Source organism: Streptomyces sp. NPDC049541, assembly GCF_044465725.1.
In the GTDB taxonomy this organism is placed as follows: Bacteria; Actinomycetota; Actinomycetes; order Streptomycetales; family Streptomycetaceae; genus Streptomyces.
Map to the genome: position 1 here is coordinate 137870 of NZ_JBITLY010000005.1, position 22877 is coordinate 160746.

The following is a 22877-nucleotide window of genomic DNA, read 5'->3' on the forward strand; positions in this document are numbered from 1 at the left end:
TGGCGTGACGCGCGGCCGGGCGGGGTCCCGGGCGCGCGGGCTCCTCGTACGGTGCCACGGGCACCCTGGGCGTCGGGCACTTGTCGGGTGAGGGACAATGGAGGCTCTGTCAGGGCGGGTTGCATGAGGGGACGCATGTCGGAGGCGGAGCGGGCGGGGACATCTCGTCAGGACACTCGTCAGGACAACAGCGAGCGTCTTCTCGCCGGGCGGTACCGGCTGGGGAGGGTGCTCGGCCGCGGCGGCATGGGCACGGTGTGGCGGGCCGAGGACGAGACCCTCGGCCGGACGGTCGCCGTCAAGGAACTGAGGTTCCCGTCGAACATCGACGAGGACGAGAAACGGCGGCTGATCACGCGGACGCTGCGCGAGGCCAAGGCGATCGCGCGGATCCGCAACAACAGCGCGGTGACGGTCTTCGACGTGGTCGAGGAGGACGACCGGCCGTGGATCGTGATGGAGCTCGTCGAGGGCAAGTCGCTCGCCGAGGTCATCCGGGAGGACGGCCTGCTGGAGCCGAAGCGGGCCGCCGAGGTCGGTCTTGCGATCCTCGACGTGCTGCGCTCGGCGCACCGCGAGGGCATCCTGCACCGTGACGTGAAGCCGTCCAACGTCCTGCTGGAGTCCGACACCGACCGGGTCGTGCTCACCGACTTCGGTATCGCCCAGGTCGAGGGCGATCCGTCCATCACCTCGACCGGCATGCTCGTCGGCGCACCCTCCTACATCTCCCCGGAGCGGGCCCGCGGCCACAAGCCGGGACCCGCGGCGGACCTGTGGTCGCTCGGCGGACTGCTGTACGCGGCCGTCGAGGGCGTGCCGCCGTACGACAAGGGTTCCGCGATCGCCACCCTCACCGCGGTGATGACCGAGCCGCTGGAGGAGCCGAAGAACGCGGGGCCGCTGAGGGACGTCATCTACGGGCTGCTGACCAAGGATCCCGCCAAGCGGCTCGACGACGCGGGTGCGCGGGCGATGCTCAACCGTGTGATCCACGCGCCCGAGCCGAAGGAGGCCGAGCCGGAGCCGCCGCTGGACGCGACGCGGGTGGTGCCGTTGCCGGTGCAGCCCGATGCACCCAAGGGCAAGGGGAGTTCGGGCGGCTCCGGAGTCAAGCGGGGCGAGGAGGCGGCGGAGAAGCTGCGCGGGGCACTGCGTTCCGTGCGGAAGGCCGCGGTTGCGGCGGGAGCGGCGGCCGGTTCGGCGGCTGCGACCCGCGGCAAGTCGGGGAGCGGTACGGCCGGTTCGGGAACTGGCGGCACCAAGTCCGCCGGGGCGTCGGGAGCGGCCGGTTCCTCGGCACCTTCTGCTCCTCCGGCCCCTCCCGCTCCCACCACTCCGATGCCTGCGGTGCCGCCGGCTCCACGGTCGGCCGCGTCGCCGTCTTCGGCAGCTTCGGGAGCCACTTCCGGTAGCGCCGCCGGTTCCGGTTCATCGGCGGCTTCGGGTGCCGCGGCCTCGTCGGCCGGTGCGGCCTCCGAGGGCCGGGAGAGCGGTACCCAGGGGTCGAATGCGCGGGCCGGTGGGCGCAGTTCGGGGTGGCCGGTGGTGCCGCCGCCGGATCTGCCGCCGCGGCCCGTGCCCAGGGCGCCGCTCACCGACGTGGTGCCGAAGCGGACGCTGGTGATCATCGCGGTGGTGGTCGTGCTCGCCGTGGTCGGGACCGTGCTGGCCCTCGTGCTCGGCGGGGACGGCAAGAACTCGCACGGCGGCAGGAACAGCGGCGGGAAGGCCGCGGCCAGTGCCTCCGCAGGTGCCCGTACCAAGGAGGACGCGAGCGGCGGCACGCGTGCGGGCGGAGCCGACTCGCAGTCCGGGTCGGCGTCGACGGACGGCAGCACCCCCAGCAACAGCCCGACCGCGTCCGGCGGCAGCAGCGCGGGAGCGGGCGGGTCGTCCGACGACAGCGCGGTGCAGACGAAGTACACGGGGAGCCAGGGCTACTCGATAGGACTGCCCAAGGGGTGGAAGTACCAGTCGGCGAGCTCCGCCGGGGACCGGTTCACCGGGCCCGACGGGCAGAAGCTGCTCGTCGCCTGGACGTCCACGCCCAAGGGCGACCCGGTGGCCGACTGGAAGAACCAGGAGCGCTACATGACGCGCTCGCAGTACCAGAAGATCCGGATAGAGCAGGTGGACTACCACGACTGGAACACGGCCGACTGGGAGTTCACCTATGTGGAGAGCGGAACGGAGTACCGGACGATCGACCGTGGGTTCGTCGTCAACGACCATCTCGGATATGCGCTGATGTACACGGCGAAAGCCGCGAACTGGGACAGTGACCTGCGTAAGGCCACCTGGGACACCCTCGCGAAGACGTTCGAACCCAAGGCGTGAGGTGACCGAACCCGCGTTTGAGCCGTGAGATCTGGCATCCCCTCATTGCGGGTTGCCTCCGGCACGTATCGTGAGTGTTTGCGGACCGTACGCATCCAGGTATGGGTGCGGAACGGGGCGCAAGGCGAACGGAATTGACCAAGCGGGTGGCCGGGGGAGGCAACGTGGACGACTATGCGGGACGGGTTCTCGCCGACCGCTACCGCCTGCCGCTGCCACCCGCCGACGAGTACGAACTCACCGACACCCGCGCTTTCGACACCTACAGCGGTCAGGAAGTCCTGGTCAGGCAGGTGCCGTTGCCGGAAGTCGTCGAGGCGGAGGTGCTCGACGCGGAGGGGCTGCCGGACGGTTTCACGGCGCGTGACCCGCGTCAGCGGGGGAGCGGTCGGTCCGCGGCGCGCACCGGGGTGCGGCGGCCCACCGACCCGGCGGTACGGCGCGCGGTCGAGGCCGCGCAGGCCGCGGCGCGGATCCCCGACCATCCGCGGCTCGACCAGGTCTTCGACGTGTTCGCCGAGGGCGGTTCGCTGTGGGTCGTCAGCGAGTTGGTGTCGGCGCGGCCGCTGGCGGCGCTGCTCGCCGAGAAGCCGCTCACGCCGTACCGGGCGGCCGAGGTGGCCTCAGACGTCCTGATGGCGCTGCGGGTGCTGCACGCCCATGGCTGGGTGCACCGGAACATCACGGCCCGTACGGTGCTGGTCTGCGACGACGGCCGGGTGATGCTGACCGGGCTCGCGGTCGGGGCGGCGGAGGAGGCGCTGTGCGGGTACGACCCGGTGCCGGCTCCGGAGGACGACGGGCACGGCGGGTTCGGAGTTGCGGGCGGTCCCGCGGGTGAGCCGGGCGGACCCGGTCTGCCAGGTGTCCAGGGGGCGCAGACCGCCCAGGGCCCGGCCGGACACCAGGGTGCTCAAGGCGGTCCCGGGGACGGCGACCCCGAGGCCGCTCGGCGTGCCGCCATCCGGGCGCGTACCGCCGGGGGACTGCCGAGCGCCGGGGCGGACACGGCGAACGGGGCGGGGGCGCCGGGTGCGCTCGCGCCCAAGGCCCTGGAGACCGGCGAGGACGTCCGGGCCGCGCGGGCCGGGGCGATCGCCGCGTACCGGGCGGGTGCCCGGGCCGCGGCCAGGGTCCAGGAGGCGCAGCAGAGCGGGCGGGCGGCGCTGCCCGGTGCCCGTTCCGCGCCCGAGGGCGGCGCCCCGCAGGCCAACGGCTCGGCACAGGTCCACACTTCCGGCGACGGCGTCGGGACCTCGCCGCGCACCACGAACCCGCCGGGGCAGATAGCCGACCCGTACGGCGTGAGCGCCTGGCACGGCGCCGCGCCCCGCAGCGGAGTCGGCGGCGCGCCGGCCGTCGAGGGCGGTGAAGCGGCCGGTCTCGCGGGCCAGGGCGGCCGTACGGCACTCCCGCCGGGCGACGGCGGTTCCTACGCGGCGCAACCCGGCACCGGTGCGTCCTCGACCTCCGGCGTTCCCACCCCCCGCCTGGACAAGGCTCCCCCCACGGGCGCCACACCCCCCGGCCGCTGGGACGACCTCGTGGCCGGCACCGCCGTCCCGCGCGGCCCCGCCACCCCGCTCGCCGCCGAGCGGGCCCGGCAGGCGCGGATGGCCGTGGTGGGGCCCGTGACGGAGCGGTGGGCACCGGAACAGGCCGGGCCCGTGCACGAGAACTGGCAGCTGGCGGCGCCCATCGGGCCCGCCACCGACCTGTGGGCGCTCGGGGCGCTGCTCTTCAGGGCCGTACAGGGGCATGCACCGTATCCGGAGGAGTCGACCGCCGAGCTGGTGCAGATGGTGTGCGCCGAGCCGCCCGCCTTCGCGGAGGAGTGCGGGCCGCTCAGGCCGGTCGTGGAGTCCCTGCTGCGTCAGGACCCGACCGAGCGGCCGGACTTCGAGGAACTCAGGGGCTGGCTGCGGTCGCTGGTGCGGTCCGCTCCTGAGCCCGACGCAGGTACGCATGTCATCGCGGCACCCCCTGCCGACCCGAACCGGCTGCCGATCGTGCGGCGGCGGGGCGAGCTGGTGCGCAGGCGGCGCGCCGGACTGCCCGCGACCAGCGCGCACGGACGGCACAAGCGGGCCAAGGAGCAGGTGCGTTCGCCGCGCAGCCTCGGCCGCACCCTGCTGGTGCTGATACTGCTCCTGCTGGCCGCGGCGGTCGCGTACGCCGTGCTCTTCATGCCGAAGGCCGGGCAGAAGGACGCGGGCAGCGACCGTACCGGCAGTGCGGGGGAGGTCAGCCCCGCCCCCGAGCAGTCGGACCAGGGCGCGAGCAGCCAGCCACGCCCCGAGCAGACCTCGCCCAAGTCCGAGGACAGCCCTTCGAATTCGGCGACCGCGACGGAGAGCCAGACCAGCGGGCCGGCCGTCGCCGACGGTTTCACGCTGCGCAAGGACCCGGAGGGCTTCCACATCGCGGTGGCCAAGGGCTGGTCGCGGGCCGGAAAGAACAGCTGGAACCAGGTGGTGTACTCGCACGGCGCCTTCGAGCTCATCGTCGTGAAGGGACGCGACGGCGCGGTCACCTACGGCAGCGACCCGATGGCGTACCAGCGGGACACGGAGCACGAGTTGCAGCCGTACCGCAGCTCCAGCTGGGCCACCGCGACCGGGCTGCGCACCGTCACGGTGGGGACCCGGACCATGGCTGAGGGACAGTTCACCTGGACCGACGCCGGCGGCAACGACCTGTATGTGCGCAACCTGGTGATGCTCATCGACGGGCGGTACCACATCGTGCAGGTGCGTGGACCGGAGTCGCAGCGGGACGAGGTGACGAAGCTGTACGAGCAGGCGTCGGCCACCTATCAGGTGACCGGCTGATCCCGTTTGTGAGCAGCCCGTGAAGGGGCGAATGGTTGCGTCCTGCGCACCGAAGCGACAACCGTCACAGTGCGGTCTCCTTGGCACCCCCCTTGTTCCCTGTTGACGGACCGGTCCTTAGTCTGACCCTGTCAAGAGCATTGCGGGGCAACGTGAATCAGATGCAGGGCCAGCTTGTCGCGGGCCGCTACCGGCTCGCCGACTCGATCGGCAGCGGCGGCATGGGCCGCGTGTGGCGCGCACACGACGAGGTGCTGCACCGTGCTGTCGCCATCAAGGAGTTGACCGCCGCGCTCTATGTGTCCGAGAGCGAACAGGAGCGGCTGCTCGCGCGCACCCGGGCGGAGGCGCGCGCCGCCGCGCGCATCAACCACTCCGCCGTGGTCACGGTGCATGACGTGCTCGAACACGACGGCCGTCCGTGGATCGTGATGGAGCTCGTCGAGGGCTACTCGCTGGCCGACGCCGTCAAGGAGCGGGGCCGCGTCGAGCCCACCGAGGCCGCGCGCATCGGGCTGTGGGTGCTGCGCGCGCTGCGCGCCGCGCACGCCGCAGGAGTGCTGCACCGCGACGTGAAGCCCGGCAACGTCCTCATCGGGCACGACGGCCGCGTGCTGCTCACCGACTTCGGCATCGCCCAGATCGAGGGCGATACGACGATCACCCGCACCGGAGAGGTCGTCGGCTCCGTCGACTACCTCGCCCCCGAGCGGGTCCGCGGCCACGACCCGGGCCCCGCCTCCGACCTGTGGGCGCTCGGCGCCACGCTGTACACGGCGGTGGAGGGCAGGTCGCCGTTCCGCCGCACCTCGCCGCTGTCCACCATGCAGGCGGTCGTGGAGGAGAACGCCGCCGACCCGCAGTACGCCGGTCCGCTCGGGCCCGTCATGGCCGCGCTGCTGCACAAGGACCCCGCCGCACGGCCGTCCGCGGCCGAGGCCGAGCAGATGCTCGCCGAGGCGGCGGAGGGCCGGCGGTCGAACGCGGCGCAGGCGTATGTGCCCACCCAGCACACCGGCTCCCGCTACGAGACCGGGACCACCGCCACCGGCCCGCACATCGGCTCCGGCACGGGACCGCAGACGGGCTCCGCCACGCCGTACCCGCCGGTGACCGGGCCGACCTCGATCGGGCCGACCGGGCTGGGCCCGGAGCACCGGACGAGCACCGGCCCCGCGCCGAAACGCCGCCGTCTGCGCACCGCCGTCCTCGCGATCGCCCTCGCGGCGATCGTCGGCGCAGGCGCGGCCGTGGCGTTCCAGTCGTGGGACAAGAAAACGCCGAGCAGCACAGCCGGTGGCTCCACCACGCAGAGCCCGACGCCCACGGGCTCGCCCAGCCCGAACGCCAACGGAACCGTTCCTGCGGCATGGCGGCGCTATGACGACCCCTGGGGCTTCAGTCTCTACCTGCCCAAGGGCTGGAGCCGGAAGGTCTTCGGCGTCTCCGGCGAGATCAAGCAGGTCGACTACACACCCGACAAAGGCAAGCACTTCGTCCGCATCGCCATGGACACCGCACCGGACTTCAAGGACGCCTACTCCCACCAGGTGAGCCTCGAGCACCAGCTCCAGCGGCGCTTCGCCGACTACCACCGCGTACGACTGGAGACGAACATCTACCGCGACCGGCCCGGCTCCGTCTGGGAGTACACCTGGACCGCGTTGGAGGGTCAACCGGAAGTCCCCTTCCCCGGTCCGCGCCGGGCCGTCGAGGAGACGTACATGTCCGGGGACGGCACCGAGTACGCGATCTACATCTCCTCGCCCGCGGCCGACTGGGCCACCACGAGCAAGCAGTTCAAGTGGGTCCAGCAGGGCTGGCAGGAGAAGACCTCCCAGTAACCGTTGGGCCGGACGGGGGTTGGCCGGTCACCGCCCCGGAGCACATCCGTCCGGTGGGGCATGATGGGGCGCATGGGGACCGAGGGGGAAGGCGTCCGTGTCATAGCGGGCCGTTATCGGCTCGAGTCGAGACTCGGGCGCGGTGGCATGGGTGTGGTGTGGCGGGCGACCGACGAGCTGCTCGGCAGGCAGGTGGCGGTCAAGGAGCTCCCCCTCGACCTCGACGAGACGCTCTCCGCGGAGGAGACCAGGCGGCAGCGCGACCGCACCCTGCGCGAGGCGCGTGCGGTGGCCCAGTTGCGCCACCCGCACATCATCGTCGTCCACGATGTCGTCGAGCAGGACGAACGCCCTTACATCGTCATGGAGTTGATCGACGGCGGCTCCCTCGCCGACCGCATCTCCCAGCGCGGGCCGCTCGCCCCCGCCGAGGCCGCCCGGATCGGCGCCGCCCTGCTCAGCGCCCTGCGCACGGCGCACGAGGCCGGGGTGCTGCACCGCGACATCAAGCCCGCCAACGTCCTGCTGGAGTCCGGCACGGACCGGGTCGTCCTCACCGACTTCGGCATCGCGCAGGTCGCGGGCGCCACCACGCTCACCGAGACCGGCTCCTTCGTCGGCTCGCCCGAGTACACCGCGCCGGAGCGGATGTCCGGGGCGAGGACCGGCCCCGAGTCCGACCTGTGGTCGCTGGGCGCGCTGCTGTGCACCGCGCTGAGCGGCGAGTCCCCGTTCCGGCGCGACTCGCTCGGCGGCATCCTGCATGCCGTCGTGTTCGACGAGATACGCCCGCCCGCACAGGCCGAGCCGCTGCTGCCCGTGGTCCTGGGCCTGCTGGAGCGCGACCCCGACCGCCGGCTGGACGCGGCGCAGGCCGAGCGCATGCTGCGCGCCTACCGGGACACCGGCCGCACCCCGGCCCGGCCCGCCGCCTACACACCGACCGAGCAGGACGTGCCCCGCACGCCCACGCAGGTGCCCACGCCGGCACCGACGCCGTCACCCACCGTGGAGACCAGGCAGTCCACCCGGGGCGTGCTGGTGGCCGCGCTGCTGGTCGCCGCGATGGCCGGGGCGGGGGTCTCGGCGGCGGCGCTGCTCATGAACCAGGGCGGCGAAGGGGGTGGTACGCCGACGAGTGCGCCGCCGCGGACCTCGGTGAGCGCGTCGCCGTCACCCACCTCCACCACGCCGAGCCCCTCGCGCACGCCCTCCAAGTCCCCCGTCACCGCGACCCGCCCCTCCGCCCCCTCCGGCTACCGCGTCGCCGAGGACCCGGCCGGCTTCTCCCTCGCCGTACCGGAGGACTTCACCCGCTCACCGCAGGGCGAGCGCGTCTTCTACCTGTCACCGGGGGAGACCTTCCGCCTCGGCATCAAGGTCACCGACCCGGGGACGGGCGGTCCGCTCGCGGTGATGCGGCGCGCCGCCGCCGCGGGCTCCGACACCAACCCCGGCTACCACGACGGCCGGGTCACCTCGACCACCCAGCACGGACAACCGGCCGCCCTCTGGGAGTTCACCTGGAACGGCTTCAGCACGGCCGAGGGCCCCCGGCACACCTACGACCTGTGCTGGGAGGAGGGCGGCCGGATGTACGACGTGTGGGTGTCGGCGCCGGTCGGCAAGGTGCGGGAGGCCAAGGAGTACTTCGACGTCGCGGTGGACACCTTCGCGGCCGGGTGAGGCGCGGATCCCGGAGTTCGTGTGAGACGTCGGCAGACTCAGACCGCCGTCAGCGCCGCACCTGTGCCCGGTACCTCCCCGGCGTCACCCCGAACTCCCTGCTGAACGCGTGCGACAGGGCGTACGGGCTGCTGTATCCCGTCTCGCGGGCCACCGAGGCCAGCGGGGCGTCGGTGTCGCGCAGGAGCGTGGCCGTGCGGGTCAGCCGCCACCAGGTCAGATACGCCATGGGCGGACGGCCGACCAGGGCGGTGAACCGGCGGGCCAGCGTGGCACGGGAGACGCCCGCCTCGGCGGCCAGCCGGTCGTTGGTCCACGGGGCGGCCGGGTCCGAGTGCAGGGCGCGGAGGGCGGCCGTGGTCACCGGGTCGCTGAGCACGGCCGGCCAGGCACCCGTCGCCGTGTCCGCCTCCGTCGTCCACGCCCGCACCATGTAGATCAGCAGCAGGTCGAGCAGGCTCGGCAGGGCCAGGCAGGAACCCGGGCGGCGCTCGTCGAGCTCGCGGGCCAACAGGTCCACGGCAGCGCGCAGTTCGGGATGGGAGCCGACCCGGTTCGGCAGATGGACGACCTGCGGCAGCTCCGCGAGCAGCGGGTGCACCCGGCTGCGGTCGAGGCGGTACTTGCCGCACAGCAACTCCACCTCACGCCCGCCCGGCGCCTCCGCGGGCGGCCGCATCTCCTCGAACGGCACGGCCCGCGCCGTATCGCCCGGTGCGTCCGCCAGCACATGCCCCACCCCGTGCGGCAGCAGTACGACGTCCCCGGCGCCCAGCGTCACCGGCTCGCCGCCCCCGTCGGGCAGCAGCCAGCAGCCACCCGCGAGGACCACATGGAACCCCGCGCCCTCGTACGGGGCGAGTCGCGTGCACCAGGTGCCGGCGACCCGCAGCCGGTTCGAGGAGGGCTGTCCGATGCGTATCGCGGAGATCGCGTCACTCACCACATCCATGAGACGCAAGCGTATCTGAATGAGCCATGCAGGCATTGGGTTGCTCAGGTGAGTGCTTCTAGAGTCACTGTCATGGCTGATGAGAACGTGCAGAGTTTCATGATCGGTGACGTCGAGGTGCTCCGGGTCGTCGAGTGGCGGGGGCCCTACGCCCCTGTCCGGGACCTCGTTCCGGGCGTCGGCCCCGAGGTGTGGCGGGACGACCGGGAGACGCTCGTCCCTGACCACTGCGAGCCCGGCAGCGACCGTGCCGTGGTCGCGGTGCAGACCTGGGTGCTCCGCAGCGCCGGCCGCACCGTCCTCGTCGACACCGGCGTGGGCAACGGCCGCGAGCGGCCCGGCAACGCCCTCTTCCACCAGCGGCAGGGCGACTTCCCGGGCCGCCTGGCGCAGGCCGGAGTGCGCCGGGAGGACGTGGACGTCGTCGTCAACACCCACATCCACGGCGACCACGTCGGCTGGAACACCCACGACGTGGAGGGCAGTTGGGTGCCGGCCTTCCCGAACGCCACCTATCTCCTCCCGGCCGCCGACGACCACCACTTCGGCCCGGACGGCGGATACGGCGGCGGTGTACGCCCTGACGACCGGTTGATCTACGAGGACAGCATCGCGCCCGTGCACAAGTCCGGGCAGGCCCTGCTGTGGGACGGCGAGCACCGCATCGACGAGCACCTCACCCTGGAGTCGACCCCCGGCCACACCCCCGGCTCGTCCGTCCTGCGGGTCACCTCGGGCGGTGAACGGGCTGTGTTCGTCGGTGACTTGCTGCACAGCCCGGTCCAGATCCTGCATCCCGAGTGCAGCAGCTGCTTCTGCCTGGACCCCCGGCAGGCGGCCACCAGCCGCCGCCGGGTGCTCGAACATGCCGTGGCCGAGGGCGAGTTGCTGATCCCCGCCCACTTCGGCGGCTCGGGGGTGGTGGAGGTGCGGCGAAGCGGCGACGCCCTCACGTTCGCCCGCTGGGCTCCGTGATCCAGGCGCCGCGTCGACAACTCCCCGTTCCGCAAGGTACTCATGAGGCATGAGTGCAGGCGGCGAACGGACGCGCGAAGGTCGGCTGCTCGGCGGGCGCTACCGGCTGACCGAGCGCATCGGCTCCGGCGGCATGGGCACCGTCTGGCAGGCGTACGACGAACTCGTGGAGCGGGACGTCGCCGTCAAGCAGCCCCGGCTGCCCGGCGACCCGGAGGACGAGCACCACCGGCGGGCCGCCCACCGTCTCTACCGCGAGGCCCGCGCCGCCGCCCGCGTCGACCATCCGGCCGCCGTCGCCATCCATGACGTCGTGGTCGAGGAGGACGGACTGCCCTGGATCGTCATGGAGTTGATCCGCGGCGAGTCCCTCCACGAGGTCCTGCGGCGCGGCCCGGTCGAGGCTTCCGAGGCCGCCCGTATCGGCCACGCCGTCCTCGGCGCCCTGGACGCGGCGCACGCGGTCGGCATCGTGCACCGGGACGTCAAGCCCGCCAACGTCCTGCTCGGCGCTCCCCCACTCTCGACTTCGCTCGAGCGGGGGGACCCCCATGGCCGGGTCGTTCTCACCGACTTCGGCATCGCCCACGTGCAGGGCGAGGAATCCCTCACCGTGAGCGGGGAGTTCGTCGGCTCCCTGGAGTTCGTCGCGCCCGAGCGGATGTCGGGCCGGGGCGCCGGTCCGGCCTCCGATCTGTGGTCGCTGGGCGTGCTGCTGTACGCGGCCGTGGAGGGAGTCTCCCCGTTCCGGCGTACGACGGTGGAGTCCACGCTCGCCGCGGTCATCGCCTCCGAGGCGCCCGAGCCGAAACAGGCCGGACCGCTCGGCCCGCTGATCGCCCGGCTGCTGGTGAAGGACCCGGAGCAGCGGCCCGGCGCGAAGGAGACCGGGGCGGTGCTGGAGGCGGTGGCGGAGGGCTGGCCGGTGCCGCAGGCCGAGGCCGGTGCGGAGGTGGCCCAGGGCACGGCAGGCTTGCGGGAGTTCGCCGACGACAGGGGGACCGTACGGCTGGGGGCTGCGCCCGTGCCGGACACGCCGGCCGCTGCGGCCGAGGCGGCGGCCCCTGTGGCCGTACCGGAATCCGACACCGCACCCACCTCAGGGCCCCGCCCGGCATCCGAGCGGTCCGCCGACGCCGACTCGTCCGGCCCCGAGCCCTCCGCCGAACCCGCGACGGCGAGCGTCCCGCACCCCGACCCGGCCCCGAAGCGTGCCCTCCTGCGCCGCCGCACCTCCCTCGCCGCGCTCGCCGCCCTGCTCGTCGGCGGCGCCTGGCTCGGCATTCCCCACTTCGTCGAGACCGACAGTGGAGGCGGCGTCACCGAACGGACGGCCACCCTCACCGAGGCCCCGGCCCGCGAGGAGACCCCCGGCCCCGGCGCCACCGTCTGGACCGCGCACCGGGAGCAGGGCATGAACGCCGTGCTGACCCTGCCGAGCCGGTACCGGGAGTCCGCCAGGGAAGGCAGCGCCGCGAGCCCGCCCCGCCTCGTCGAGTACGACGGGCCCGACCGCATGGTCACCATCCGCCTCACCCAGTGGGACAAGGCTCCCCGCTCCCCGATGGCCCAGGCGCAGCAGGCGCACGGCGTCTGGAACAGCTACCACGGGGACGCCCGCACCCAGTACACCCGCACCACCTTCCACGGCTTCGAGGCGGTCCAGGCGGACACCTCCTACACCCCGGGCGACACCCCGGCCCGGGTGATGCAGCTGATGATCCGCACCGACGACGGGCGCATGTACGAACTGCGCGTGGACATGCCCAAGGGCACCCCGGCCGAGAAGAAGGGCACCGCCCTCTTCAAGGGCGCACGCGACCGCCTCGTGATCGGAAAAAGCTGAACCGCTCCTCGTCGTCCCCGCACAACGCCTGATCAGCGCAAACCTTGCCAGTGAGCACTGGCGGGGTGTGTGTACTGCGTGAAGCCGCGTTACCGACGGGTACCCAAAGGCCGCGCGCCGTCATACCCTGCGGCTCATGACGGAAGCGCATGCCGAGGCCAAGACCGGCACGAACCCCCTCGCCCCCGCCCCCGAAGGCGCCCGTACCGCCGCCGACGTGGTCACCCCCGAGCTGGTCGCGCAGCTCACCAAGGGCGTGGTCGGCTCCGGACGCACCGCCAACCACACGCCGTTCACCGGCGAGAAGCTGGCCGACCTGCCCGAGTCCACGCCCGAGGACGTCGCCAAGGCCTTCGACGCGGCCCGCGCGGCGCAGGCGGTCTGGGCGCAGACACCGGTCCGGCAGCGCGCGGCCGTCCTGCTCCGCTTCCACGACCTGATCCTCGCCCGCCAGGCGGAGGTCCTCGACCTGATCCAGCTGGAGACCGGCAAGGCCCGGCTGCACGCCCACGAGGAGGTCCAGGCCGTCGCGGTCGCCTCCCGTCACTACGGCCGCCGGGCCGCCGCCTACCTGAAGCCGAAGCGGCACGCGGGCGCCATGCCGACGCTGACGAAGGTCACCGAACTCCGTCACCCGCGCGGTGTGGTCGGCCAGATCGCCCCCTGGAACTACCCCCTGGAACTCTCGGTCGGCGACGCCCTCCCGGCCTTCGTGGCGGGCAACGCGGTCGTCATGAAGCCGGACACGGAGACCTGCCTGACCGCCCTGTGGGCCCGCGACCTGCTCATCGAGGCGGGCCTCCCGGCCGACGTCTTCCAGGTCGTCCTCGGCGAGGGCCCGGTCGTCGGCCCCGAGGTCGTCAAACACGCCGACTACGTCTCCTTCACCGGCTCCACCCGCACCGGCCGCGAGGTCGCCCAGGGCGCCGCGGCCCGCCTGGTCGGCGTCTCCCTCGAACTCGGCGGCAAGAACGCCATGCTGGTCCTGGAGGACGCCGACATCGAGAAGGCGGCCGCGGGCGCGGTCCGCGCCTGCTTCTCCTCCGCCGGCCAGCTCTGCATCTCCATCGAGCGGCTGTACGTCCACGAGTCGATCGCGGACACCTTCCTGGAGCGCTTCGCCACCCGCACCAAGGCCATGCGCCTCGGCACCTCCCTCGCGTACGGCGCCGACATGGGCTCCCTGGTCGGCGAACGCCAGCTGGAGACCGTCACCCGCCATGTCGAGGAGGCCGTGGCGAAGGGCGCGAAGGTCGTCGCCGGCGGTGTCGCCCGCCCGGACGTCGGCCCGTACTTCTTCGAGCCGACCATCCTCGACGGTGTGACCGAGCCGATGTCGGTCTGCACCGAGGAGACCTTCGGCCCGGTCGTCTCGATCTACCGCTTCAAGACCGACGAGGAGGCGATCGAGCACGCCAACTCCACGCCGTACGGCCTGAACTCCTCGGTCTGGACGAGGAACGGCAGCCGCGGCCGCGAGGTCGCCGCCCGTCTGCGCACGGGCACCGTGAACGTCAACGAGGGCTACGCCCCCGCCTACGGCAGCGTCCAGTCGCCCATGGGCGGCATGAAGGACTCCGGCCTCGGCCGCCGCCACGGCTCCGAGGGCATCCTCAAGTACACGGAGGCCCAGACGGTCGCCCACCAGCGGCTTCTGCCGATGGCCCCCTCGCTGGGCATGGACGACGAGAAGTACGCGCAGTTCATGAGCCGCAGCCTCCGGCTGATGAAGGCCCTGCGCTTCAAGTAGCAGCACCCGTTCTCAACGAGGAGAGCACGTGTCACAGGACACCTACGACTACGACGTCATCGTCGTCGGCTCCGGCTTCGGCGGTTCCGTCACCGCCCTTCGCCTCACCGAGAAGGGCTACCGGGTAGGTGTCCTGGAGGCCGGCCGCCGCTTCACCCGGGAGTCCCTCCCCAAGAACTCCTGGGACCTCAGGAACTACCTCTGGGCGCCGAAACTCGGGATGTACGGCATCCAGCGCATCCATCTGCTGGGCAATGTCATGGTTCTGGCCGGCGCGGGCGTCGGCGGCGGCTCCCTCAACTACGCCAACACCCTCTACGTACCGCCGAAGCCGTTCTTCGAGGACCCCCAGTGGCGTGACATCACGGACTGGCAGGAGGAGCTGAAGCCGTACTACGACCAGGCCCAGCGCATGCTCGGCGTACGGCTGAACCCGACGATGACCCCGTCCGACGTCCATCTGAAGGCCGCGGCCGAGCGGATGGGGGTCGGCGACACCTTCCACATGGCGCCGGTCGGCGTGTTCTTCGGCGACGGGAAGGACGCGGACGGGAAGGCGAAGGCGGCGCCCGGCGGGCAGGTCGACGACCCCTACTTCGGCGGTGCGGGCCCGGCCCGCAAGGCGTGCACCGAGTGCGGCGAGTGCATGACCGGCTGCCGGCACGGCGCGAAGAACACCCTCAACGAGAACTACCTCCACCTCGCCGAGAAGGCGGGCGCGGTCGTCCACCCGATGACGACGGTCGTGTCGATCACGGACGACTCGCAGGGCGGCTACGCCGTCGCCACCCTGCCGACAGACGAGAAGAAGAAGAGCAAGGGCCGCATCTTCAAGGCTCGCCGGGTGGTCCTGGCCGCCGGCACCTACGGCACCCAGACCCTGCTGCACCGCATGAAGGCGGGCGGTCAACTCCCGTACATTTCCGACAAGTTGGGTGAGCTGACCCGTACGAACTCCGAGGCGCTGGTCGGCGCGCAGACGGACAACCGCCGTTACCGCAAGGCGACCGGCCGGCCGAGGGTCGACTTCACCAGGGGAGTCGCCATCACCTCGTCCATCCACCCGGACGAGAACACCCACATCGAGCCGGTCCGCTACGGCAAGGGCTCCAACTCGATGGGCAGCCTCTCCATCCTCCAGGTACCGTACGCGGAGGGCTCGTCGAGGGTCATGGGCTGGCTCGCGAACGCGGCCCGCCACCCCGTCCTCGTGCTGCGTTCCCTCTCCAACCGCCGCTGGTCGGAGAAGACCATCATCGGCCTGGTGATGCAGTCGCTGGACAACTCCCTGACGACGTACCTCAAGCCGGACGGCGTCGGGAAGGGCCTGCTCACCGCCCGCCAGGGCCACGGCGCCCCCAACCCCAAGCAGATCAGGGCCGCTTCCGAGGCCGCCTCCGCGATCGCCGCCGACATCAACGGCTTCGCGGGCTCGAACGTCGGCGAACTCATGGGCACCCCCCTCACCGCCCACTTCCTCGGCGGCTGCCCGATCGGCAGCTCGCGCGAGACCGGCGTGATCGACCCGTACCACCGCCTCTACGGCCACTCCGGCATCTCGGTGGTGGACGGCGCGGCGGTCTCGGCCAACCTGGGTGTGAACCCGTCCCTCACCATCACCGCCCAGGCCGAGCGCGCGATGTCGTACTGGCCCAACAAGGGCGAGGAGGACCCGCGTCCGGCCCAGGGAGCGGCGTACGAACGCCTGAAGCCGGTGGAGCCCAAGGCCCCCGCGGTCCCGGCGGACGCCTTCGGCGCACTGAAGCTGCCGTTCCTGGGGATGCCGGCCATGCCGCCGAAGAAGTAGCCGCCCGGACACGGCGAAGGACCCGCACCCCCCTCCGAGTGCGGGTCCTTCTCTCCGTGCAGTGAGCTGCTGTTACGCGCCCGCGCCGGCCCGACGGCGACGCACCGCGAACACCGCACCGGCACCGGCGACGACGGCGACACCGCCGACGAGGCCGATCACCGGCAGGGCGGAGCTGGAGCCGGTCTCGGCGAGGTTGCCGGTCGGCAAAGCGGAGATCTCGCCCTGCGGCTTCTTCACCGAGTCCTTGCTGCCCTTGTCGCTGGGGGTGGCGGAGCCCGGGTCGGTGTTGGCCGAACCGGCCTTCAGCACCTCGAAGTCGTACTGTGCCCAGCCCTCGGCGATGCAGTCCTGTCCCTCGACGTTGTCCAGGTAGGCACCGGAACCGAAGGAGTAGGCGTCACCGGCCGGGGCCTTGGCGTCGATGCTGATGCGAAGGGAGACGGTCTGGCTCTGACCGGCCTTCAGCTCCTGGACGTAGAAGAAGTAGTCACCCGCCCAGTCGTCGGAACCGATGCGGTCCCAGGAGCCGGTCTCGGGGTTCTTGAACTCCAGGTCGACGTACGGGCTCAGGAACTTCGACTCGTCGAGCTCGTAGTTCTCCACCTCGGCGTAGAAGGCGACGCCCTCCACGGTGGTCTTCGCGTCGTTGGTGACGGTCAGCTTGAAGTTGTGGAACCCGTCGCCCGCGACGATCTTGCCCGGCAGGCCCTTGATGTCCGCGGAGACCTTGGCGCCCTCGTAGTTCTTGTCGACGTCCTCGCAGAAGGGGACGTCCGGGTCCGAGGGGTCCTCGCTCGGCTCGGCCGAGGTGGAGGGGGTGGGCTCGCCGGACTGGCTCGCCGAGGCGCTCCCGGTCGGCGTCGAGCTGGACGCCGGGGCGGTCGGCGTGGCCGAGCCGGTGGGCAGGCCGGTGTCCGTCGGCGTCGCCGTGGCCGTGTCGCTCGGCGTCTCGGTGGGGGTCTCGGACACGGTTTCGTTGGCGCCTGCGGTCGGCGTCTCGTCCGCAAAGGCGGCGGGCGCGGACAGCAGCGCGAGGGGCGCGAGGACCGCGGTGGCGGCCGCGACGCCCATGGCACGACGAAGCTTCATGACAACCTCAAGGGAGTCCAGTCCAATGGGAGGGCTCCGCGTGTGGGGCGCGGGTGTGGCCCTTGGTTCGCATGGTTGGATCCGTGAAGCCTGTGAATGGTTGCGCAGGCATTAACCAAATTCTTATGTGGCCTACGTCACTCGCTCCCGGCGGGCGACAGTTCACGAAGCCGCCATCCTTTGCGCAAGCCGGGTCACGTACGCTCTGCTGCTCGGCAGGCGATGCACATGACAGCCGCCGATGAGCAACCTCGACGAGCCCGTGGCAACCCCGATGAGCCCTGACAGAAAGGCGTCCGCGTCGTGGCCGACAGACCGTCCGAAGAACGGAGTTCCGGTTCCGGCGGGGAACCTTCCATACCCGACGACGTGTGGGACAAGTTCCTCAAGGAGACCGAGGCGGAGCTCGCTGCCGCCCCCAAGGAGCCCTCCGCCCGCGCCCGCATGGTCACCGAGCGGCTGCGGCAGCAGGACGCGCGCGGCGAGAGCCCGGAGAGCTGGCGCGCCCCGGCCCGCCCCGAACGGCGCCGCCGCATCTGGCCGGTGCTCGGGGTCCTCCTTGCCGCTGCGGTGGCCGTCGTGGCCGTGAAGCCGTCGGTCATCCCCGGCGACCCCCTGGGCACGAAGGACCATGCGGCCCCCTCCGTCTCCCCCCTCCCGGCGGAGACCGTGGCCCCCACCGCCCCGCCCTCCCCGGCCGACTCCGAAACCCCCTCCTTCGCCCGGCCGTTCGCCGGCTCCCCGGCCGAGCGCTGGGCCGACGGTGCGGCGGGCATCGTCCTGCCGAAGGCGACCCCCGTCGGCACGCTCTCCAAGGCCCAGGTCGAGCAGGCCCTGCAGCAGACCAGAACCCTCCTGGTCGACGGGAACCTCGACCCGGCCACCCTGCGCGGCGAACGCCCCGCCGCCGCGCTCGGCGTGATCGAACCGCAGCAGACGGAGCTCCTCACACGGCTCAACACGGCCTTGGCCAAGCCCGACGAGAAGCACGACCCGCTGTCCCTGTTCAGCCGCTTCGACCCGGCGCAGATCAAACTCGTCGGCGACGTGATCAAGACCCGCGGCCGCATCACCTTCAAAGCCGGCGAACAGTCCTCCGTCGCAGTGCACGCCGACTACACCTTCGTGTACCCGGTCGCCCGCACCGACGGCTCGAAGGAGGTCACCCGCACCATCGTGCGCCGCGTCCTCGACATCCAGATGTCCGACCCGGCCCGCTACAAGGTCACCCCCGGCAAGATCACCATCCGCCGCTACGACCGTGACGTCGGCAACTCCGCCTGTGACGTGTACGACGGCTATCTGCATCCGGGGTTCGCGTCGGACACCGCGACCGGAGCCCCTCCCACGGGCCCGACGACGGACCCGTACGACCGCAGCAAGGGCATCGACGAGGGCCTCACGAAGGGCTGCGGGACGGTGTCCAGGGTCTGACCGGTGCCCGAGGACCGACCGGTGCACGGAACTCCGGCCGGAGCACGGACATGCGAAGGGCCCCGCGGGCTTGGCCGCGGGGCCCTTCTCCGTCAGCACCGACGTCAGGGCAGCGCCGGTGCCTGGGAGCGGCGCCGGGGGGTTGCGCCGCTTGTCCTGTGTGCCCTGGGTCGCCGCCCCGGCGCATTCGGGGCGCGCGGATGGTCTCGACCTCTGACGGTACGGAAGTGCAAGCAATGCAGTTGTCTGCGGCGGGACTTGGGGGCTTTCTACGCATCGTGCTGGATGGACGGGGCGTACGCAACCGTTTGACCCAGGGTTGTGCATTTTTGCATTTTCCGCCGGTCGGCCCCGGGCGTCCCCGGGGCCGACCGTTTACTTGGGTGACCGGGCTGCTGTCCCCTGCTGTCCGGTCACAACCCTGGAGTGAGGTCCCACGACGTTCGGCACGACCCGCACGTCTCATCACTCCAGCAAGCCACGCGTGGTTCTTTCGGGCCCGCCCCTGGCTGGCACGGACACCACGACCAACGAAGGGGCTCGCCGGGCGGTCACGCGCCGTACGGGTTAAAGGGGCTGCGAACTCAGATGCGACCGCGGCACAGTTCGAGCATCGTCATCGCGAGGGACGTACCTGGCTTGCCGAGGGCCTCGCTGTAGTGGCCGAGGACCTCCATCTCGCGGGACAGGTTCACGCGCCGCCCGCCGGAGGCGATGCGGGCCTCCTGGATGACGGCGGAGACGGCCATCCGTTCCTGGATCAGGCCGATGATCCGGTCGTCGAGCGCGTCGATGCGCTCCCGCGCGCCGGTGATCACGCCGGCGGCCTCCGCGGTACGGGCGCCGGTCTTCTCGGCCACGTTCTTCTCAGCTGCGGTGGCGGTCATGTCGGGGCTCCTCATCGGTGGGTGGGATGCGGTGCCCCGGAGCGGCAGGACCCGGAAACGACAGGCGCCCCGGGCCTTGTCGGCCCGGGGCGCCTGGGAAGTCGCTTGTCAGTAGCTCAAGCAGCACGACCATGGCAGCCGGCGGGCCGGTTGCCATAGGTAAAGAGGAAGGTCGGGTGCGTGAGCATGGGGCCAGTATGCCCGGCCGGACGATCCGGTCCAACCTGGTTCGCATCGTGAGACCGGGCCTCGGCAATGTCAGCGCCGGGTCCGGCGACTCCAGCCCGCCCGGCGTTCGAGGACGAGGCCGTTCAGGCCGACAGCGGGGGTCTGGGGGCGCAGCCCCGGAACAACCGGGCGGCGACCACCCCGCACCCCGTTAGAATCGAAACCACAGACCCCCGCCCGACCGCCGGAAGGCACCCCGTGTCATCAGCGACCCCCGCTGCCGCCGCTCCCGACACCGTCCTGGTCGTCGACTTCGGCGCGCAGTACGCCCAGCTCATCGCCCGTCGCGTCCGCGAGGCCCGGGTCTACAGCGAGATCGTGCCGAGCACCATGCCGGTGGCGGAGATGCTCGCCAAGAACCCGGCGGCGATCATCCTCTCCGGCGGCCCCTCGTCGGTCTACGCGGAGGGCGCTCCGCGCCTCGACCGCGAGATCTTCGAGTCCGGCGTCCCCGTCTTCGGCATGTGCTACGGCTTCCAGCTGATGGCCACGACCCTCGGCGGCACCGTCGACAACACGGGCGCCCGCGAGTACGGCCGTACTCCGCTGCACGTCTCCAAGACCGGCTCCACCCTCTTCGAGGGCACCCCGGACGAGCAGTCGGTGTGGATGTCCCACGGCGACGCCTGCTCCGCCGCCCCCGAGGGCTTCACCGTCACGGCCTCCACGGACGTCGTCCCGGTCGCCGCCTTCGAGAACGACGAGAAGAAGCTCTACGGCGTCCAGTACCACCCCGAGGTCATGCACTCGACGCACGGCCAGCAGGTCCTGGAGCACTTCCTGTACCGGGGTGCCGGGCTCACGCCCTCCTGGACCACCGGGAACGTCATCGAGGAGCAGGTCGCCGCGATCCGCGAGCAGGTCGGCGACAAGCGCGCCATCTGCGGTCTGTCCGGCGGCGTCGACTCCGCCGTGGCCGCGGCCCTCGTCCAGAAGGCCATCGGCTCCCAGCTGACCTGCGTGTACGTCGACCACGGCCTGATGCGCAAGGGCGAGACCGAGCAGGTCGAGAAGGACTTCGTGGCGGCGACCGGCGTCCAGCTGAAGGTCGTCGACGCGGAGGAGCGGTTCCTCAAGGCGCTCGCCGGGGTCTCCGACCCCGAGGAGAAGCGCAAGATCATCGGCCGCGAGTTCATCCGGGTCTTCGAGCAGGCCCAGGCGGAGATCATCGCGGACGAGGGCCCGGCGGTGGAGTTCCTGGTCCAGGGCACCCTCTACCCGGACGTCGTCGAGTCCGGTGGCGGCACCGGCACCGCCAACATCAAGTCCCACCACAACGTCGGCGGCCTCCCCGAGGACCTCGAGTTCCAGCTCATCGAGCCGCTGCGCAAGCTGTTCAAGGACGAGGTCCGGATGGTCGGCCAGGAGCTGGGCCTGCCGGAGGAGATCGTCCAGCGCCAGCCCTTCCCGGGCCCCGGCCTCGGCATCCGTATCGTCGGCGAGGTCACCAAGGAGCGGCTCGACCTGCTGCGTGAGGCCGACGCCATCGCCCGCGAGGAACTGACCGCGGCCGGCCTCGACCGTGACATCTGGCAGTGCCCGGTGGTCCTGCTCGCGGACGTCCGCTCGGTCGGCGTCCAGGGCGACGGCCGGACCTACGGCCACCCGATCGTCCTGCGCCCGGTCTCCTCCGAGGACGCCATGACGGCGGACTGGTCGCGTCTGCCGTACGACGTCCTCGCGAAGATCTCGACGCGGATCACCAACGAGGTGCGCGACGTCAACCGGGTCGTCCTGGACGTCACGTCGAAGCCGCCGGGCACGATCGAGTGGGAGTAGGCCCCGGGCGCTAAGTGCGCTTGATCGTGCGCAGGGGTTCACCGGGCTTCCAGACCTGGACGACGAGGTACTTGTCGTCCTCCACACAGGTCCGCACGACCTCGGTCAGCTCGGTACGGAAGAGGTGGAACGGCTCCGGCGGTTCCACCTCTTCGGTGTATGCGGCCTTCGCCTCCGGGTCCTCGACCTCGATCGCCCGCCCGGCGATCCGTACGTCGCCCCCGCCCATGGACTGGCCCTGCCCGGGGTTCGCCTGAAGCGCGAACCGCGCGTCGCGGCGCAGATCGAGGGCCTTGCGCGAGTCGGGCATCATCCCGAGCCACAGCTCACCGTTCAGGAAACGGACCTCGAGGCCGGTGGTACGCGGGGAGCCGTCCTGCCGGAGCGTGGCCAGGACATGATGGGTGAAGGCCCTGAAGCGTTTCTCGGCGGTCTTCGCGAACTCGGGTTCGGCGGCGCTGAAGGCTGCCCAGTTCCATGTCATACGTCCCAGAGTGACGCCGATACCGGACATCTTCTGTCGTGTATCGGCTGCGTGCGTCATCTTTACAAAACAGCTCTGTTCTCCTGCGCTGACCGCGGGTAACTTCCGCCTCGTCAAGCAACCCAGTGCCGGAGGACCACATGCCCGGGCCGACCCGACCGACGCCGCTGCCCAGCGATCGGCTGCGCTTCGCCATGCCGCCGATGCACGACTCGGTCGACGACGAGCGCCGGCACCGCAAGGAGCGGCTCGCGGGCGCGCTGCGGATCTTCGGTCGGCTCGGCTTCGAGGACGGCGTCTCGGGGCACATCACCGCGCGCGACCCCGAGTACAGCGACTGCTTCTGGGTCAACCCGTTCGGGATGCCGTTCAAGCACGTCACCGTGAGCGACCTGGTCCTCGCCAACTCCGAGGGCCAGGTGATCGAGGGGCGCTACCACGTCAACCAGGCCGCCTTCACCGTCCACGCCCAGGTCCACGCGGCCCGTCCGGACGTCGTGGCCGTCGCCCACTGCCACTCGGTGCACGGCCGCGCCCTGTCCGCGCTCGGCGACCTCCTGGACCCCATCACCCAGGAGAGCTGCGCCTTCTACGAGGACCACGCCCTCTACGACGCCTACACCGGTGTCGCCGTCGACGCCGAGGAGGGCCGCCGTATCGCCACCGCACTCGGCACCCGCAAGGCCCTCGTACTGCGCAACCACGGGCTGCTGACGGTCGGTGACTCGGTGGACGCGGCGGCCTGGTGGTTCCTGTCCATGGAACGCTCCGCCCAGGTGCAGCTCACCGCCAAGGCCGCCGGACGCCCCCTGCTCATCGACCACAGGGCGGCGGTGGCCACCCGCGAGCAGCTCGGCGGCGACCTGGTGGCATGGATCAACTACCAGCCGCTGTGGCAGGACATCAGCCGCAGCGAGCCGGATCTGCTCAGCTGATCCAAAC

At 71.7% G+C, this 22877-nt stretch carries 15 protein-coding genes; 11 read left to right on the forward strand and 4 right to left on the reverse strand.

Annotated features, from left to right (window positions below; translation table 11 throughout):
- Positions 1-135 precede the first annotated feature (135 nt).
- The 4 genes from ACIBW9_RS19985 (at position 136) to ACIBW9_RS20000 (ending at position 8701) form a co-directional block, all read left to right on the forward strand.
- The gene (locus ACIBW9_RS19985) at positions 136-2340 is read left to right on the forward strand and encodes a serine/threonine-protein kinase (protein ID WP_398957627.1); all 2205 of its coding nucleotides are present in this window, start codon (positions 136-138) and stop codon (positions 2338-2340) included.
- A 164-nt stretch (positions 2341-2504) separates the two neighbouring features.
- A complete protein-coding gene (locus tag ACIBW9_RS19990) occupies positions 2505-5171 on the forward strand; it encodes a protein kinase (protein WP_398956726.1) in 2667 nt (888 codons plus the stop codon).
- A 161-nt stretch (positions 5172-5332) separates the two neighbouring features.
- The gene (locus tag ACIBW9_RS19995) at positions 5333-7015 is read left to right on the forward strand and encodes a serine/threonine-protein kinase (RefSeq protein WP_398956728.1); all 1683 of its coding nucleotides are present in this window, start codon (positions 5333-5335) and stop codon (positions 7013-7015) included.
- 72 nt (positions 7016-7087) lie between these two features.
- Positions 7088-8701, forward strand: coding sequence for a serine/threonine-protein kinase (locus tag ACIBW9_RS20000; protein ID WP_398956730.1), 1614 nt, complete (start codon positions 7088-7090; stop codon positions 8699-8701).
- Positions 8702-8750: 49 nt separating this feature from the next.
- Here ACIBW9_RS20000 and ACIBW9_RS20005 read toward each other — a convergent pair whose 3' ends face one another.
- Positions 8751-9653 (reverse strand): AraC family transcriptional regulator, encoded by a 903-nt coding sequence (locus ACIBW9_RS20005; protein WP_398956732.1) that lies wholly within the window; start codon positions 9651-9653, stop codon positions 8751-8753.
- A gap of 72 nt (positions 9654-9725) precedes the next feature.
- On the opposite strand from ACIBW9_RS20005, the gene ACIBW9_RS20010 reads away from it, so the two are divergent.
- The 4 genes from ACIBW9_RS20010 (at position 9726) to ACIBW9_RS20025 (ending at position 16031) form a co-directional block, all read left to right on the forward strand.
- Entirely contained in the window at positions 9726-10628 is a 903-nt protein-coding gene (locus tag ACIBW9_RS20010) for an MBL fold metallo-hydrolase (RefSeq protein WP_398956734.1), read from the forward strand.
- A gap of 49 nt (positions 10629-10677) precedes the next feature.
- Entirely contained in the window at positions 10678-12474 is a 1797-nt protein-coding gene (locus tag ACIBW9_RS20015; protein ID WP_398956735.1) for a protein kinase, read from the forward strand.
- A 136-nt stretch (positions 12475-12610) separates the two neighbouring features.
- Positions 12611-14224: a succinic semialdehyde dehydrogenase gene (locus tag ACIBW9_RS20020; RefSeq protein ID WP_398956738.1), complete on the forward strand. Its 1614-nt coding sequence runs from the start codon at positions 12611-12613 to the stop codon at positions 14222-14224.
- A 28-nt stretch (positions 14225-14252) separates the two neighbouring features.
- Positions 14253-16031 carry a GMC family oxidoreductase N-terminal domain-containing protein gene (locus tag ACIBW9_RS20025; protein WP_398956740.1) on the forward strand — a complete coding sequence of 593 codons (1779 nt, stop codon included), beginning with the start codon at positions 14253-14255 and terminating at the stop codon, positions 16029-16031.
- Positions 16032-16103: 72 nt separating this feature from the next.
- On the opposite strand, the gene ACIBW9_RS20030 is transcribed toward ACIBW9_RS20025, so the two are convergent.
- A complete protein-coding gene (locus ACIBW9_RS20030; RefSeq protein WP_398956742.1) occupies positions 16104-17123 on the reverse strand; it encodes an LAETG motif-containing sortase-dependent surface protein in 1020 nt (339 codons plus the stop codon).
- Between the two features lie 303 nt (positions 17124-17426).
- Between ACIBW9_RS20030 and ACIBW9_RS20035 the strand changes: the two genes are divergently transcribed.
- Positions 17427-18557 carry a hypothetical protein gene (locus ACIBW9_RS20035; RefSeq protein ID WP_398956744.1) on the forward strand — a complete coding sequence of 377 codons (1131 nt, stop codon included), beginning with the start codon at positions 17427-17429 and terminating at the stop codon, positions 18555-18557.
- Positions 18558-19141: 584 nt separating this feature from the next.
- On the opposite strand, the gene ACIBW9_RS20040 is transcribed toward ACIBW9_RS20035, so the two are convergent.
- Positions 19142-19444, reverse strand: coding sequence for a chorismate mutase (locus ACIBW9_RS20040; protein WP_398956746.1), 303 nt, complete (start codon positions 19442-19444; stop codon positions 19142-19144).
- 426 nt (positions 19445-19870) lie between these two features.
- On the opposite strand from ACIBW9_RS20040, the gene guaA reads away from it, so the two are divergent.
- On the forward strand, positions 19871-21451 hold the full coding sequence (guaA, locus tag ACIBW9_RS20045) for a glutamine-hydrolyzing GMP synthase (protein ID WP_398956748.1): 1581 nt from the start codon (positions 19871-19873) through the stop codon (positions 21449-21451).
- 10 nt (positions 21452-21461) lie between these two features.
- Here guaA and ACIBW9_RS20050 read toward each other — a convergent pair whose 3' ends face one another.
- Positions 21462-21935 (reverse strand): pyridoxamine 5'-phosphate oxidase family protein, encoded by a 474-nt coding sequence (locus tag ACIBW9_RS20050; protein WP_398956750.1) that lies wholly within the window; start codon positions 21933-21935, stop codon positions 21462-21464.
- Between the two features lie 140 nt (positions 21936-22075).
- Here ACIBW9_RS20050 and ACIBW9_RS20055 point away from each other — a divergent pair, with 140 nt between their 5' ends.
- Positions 22076-22870 carry a class II aldolase/adducin family protein gene (locus ACIBW9_RS20055; RefSeq protein ID WP_398956752.1) on the forward strand — a complete coding sequence of 265 codons (795 nt, stop codon included), beginning with the start codon at positions 22076-22078 and terminating at the stop codon, positions 22868-22870.
- The last annotated feature ends 7 nt before the right edge of the window (positions 22871-22877 follow it).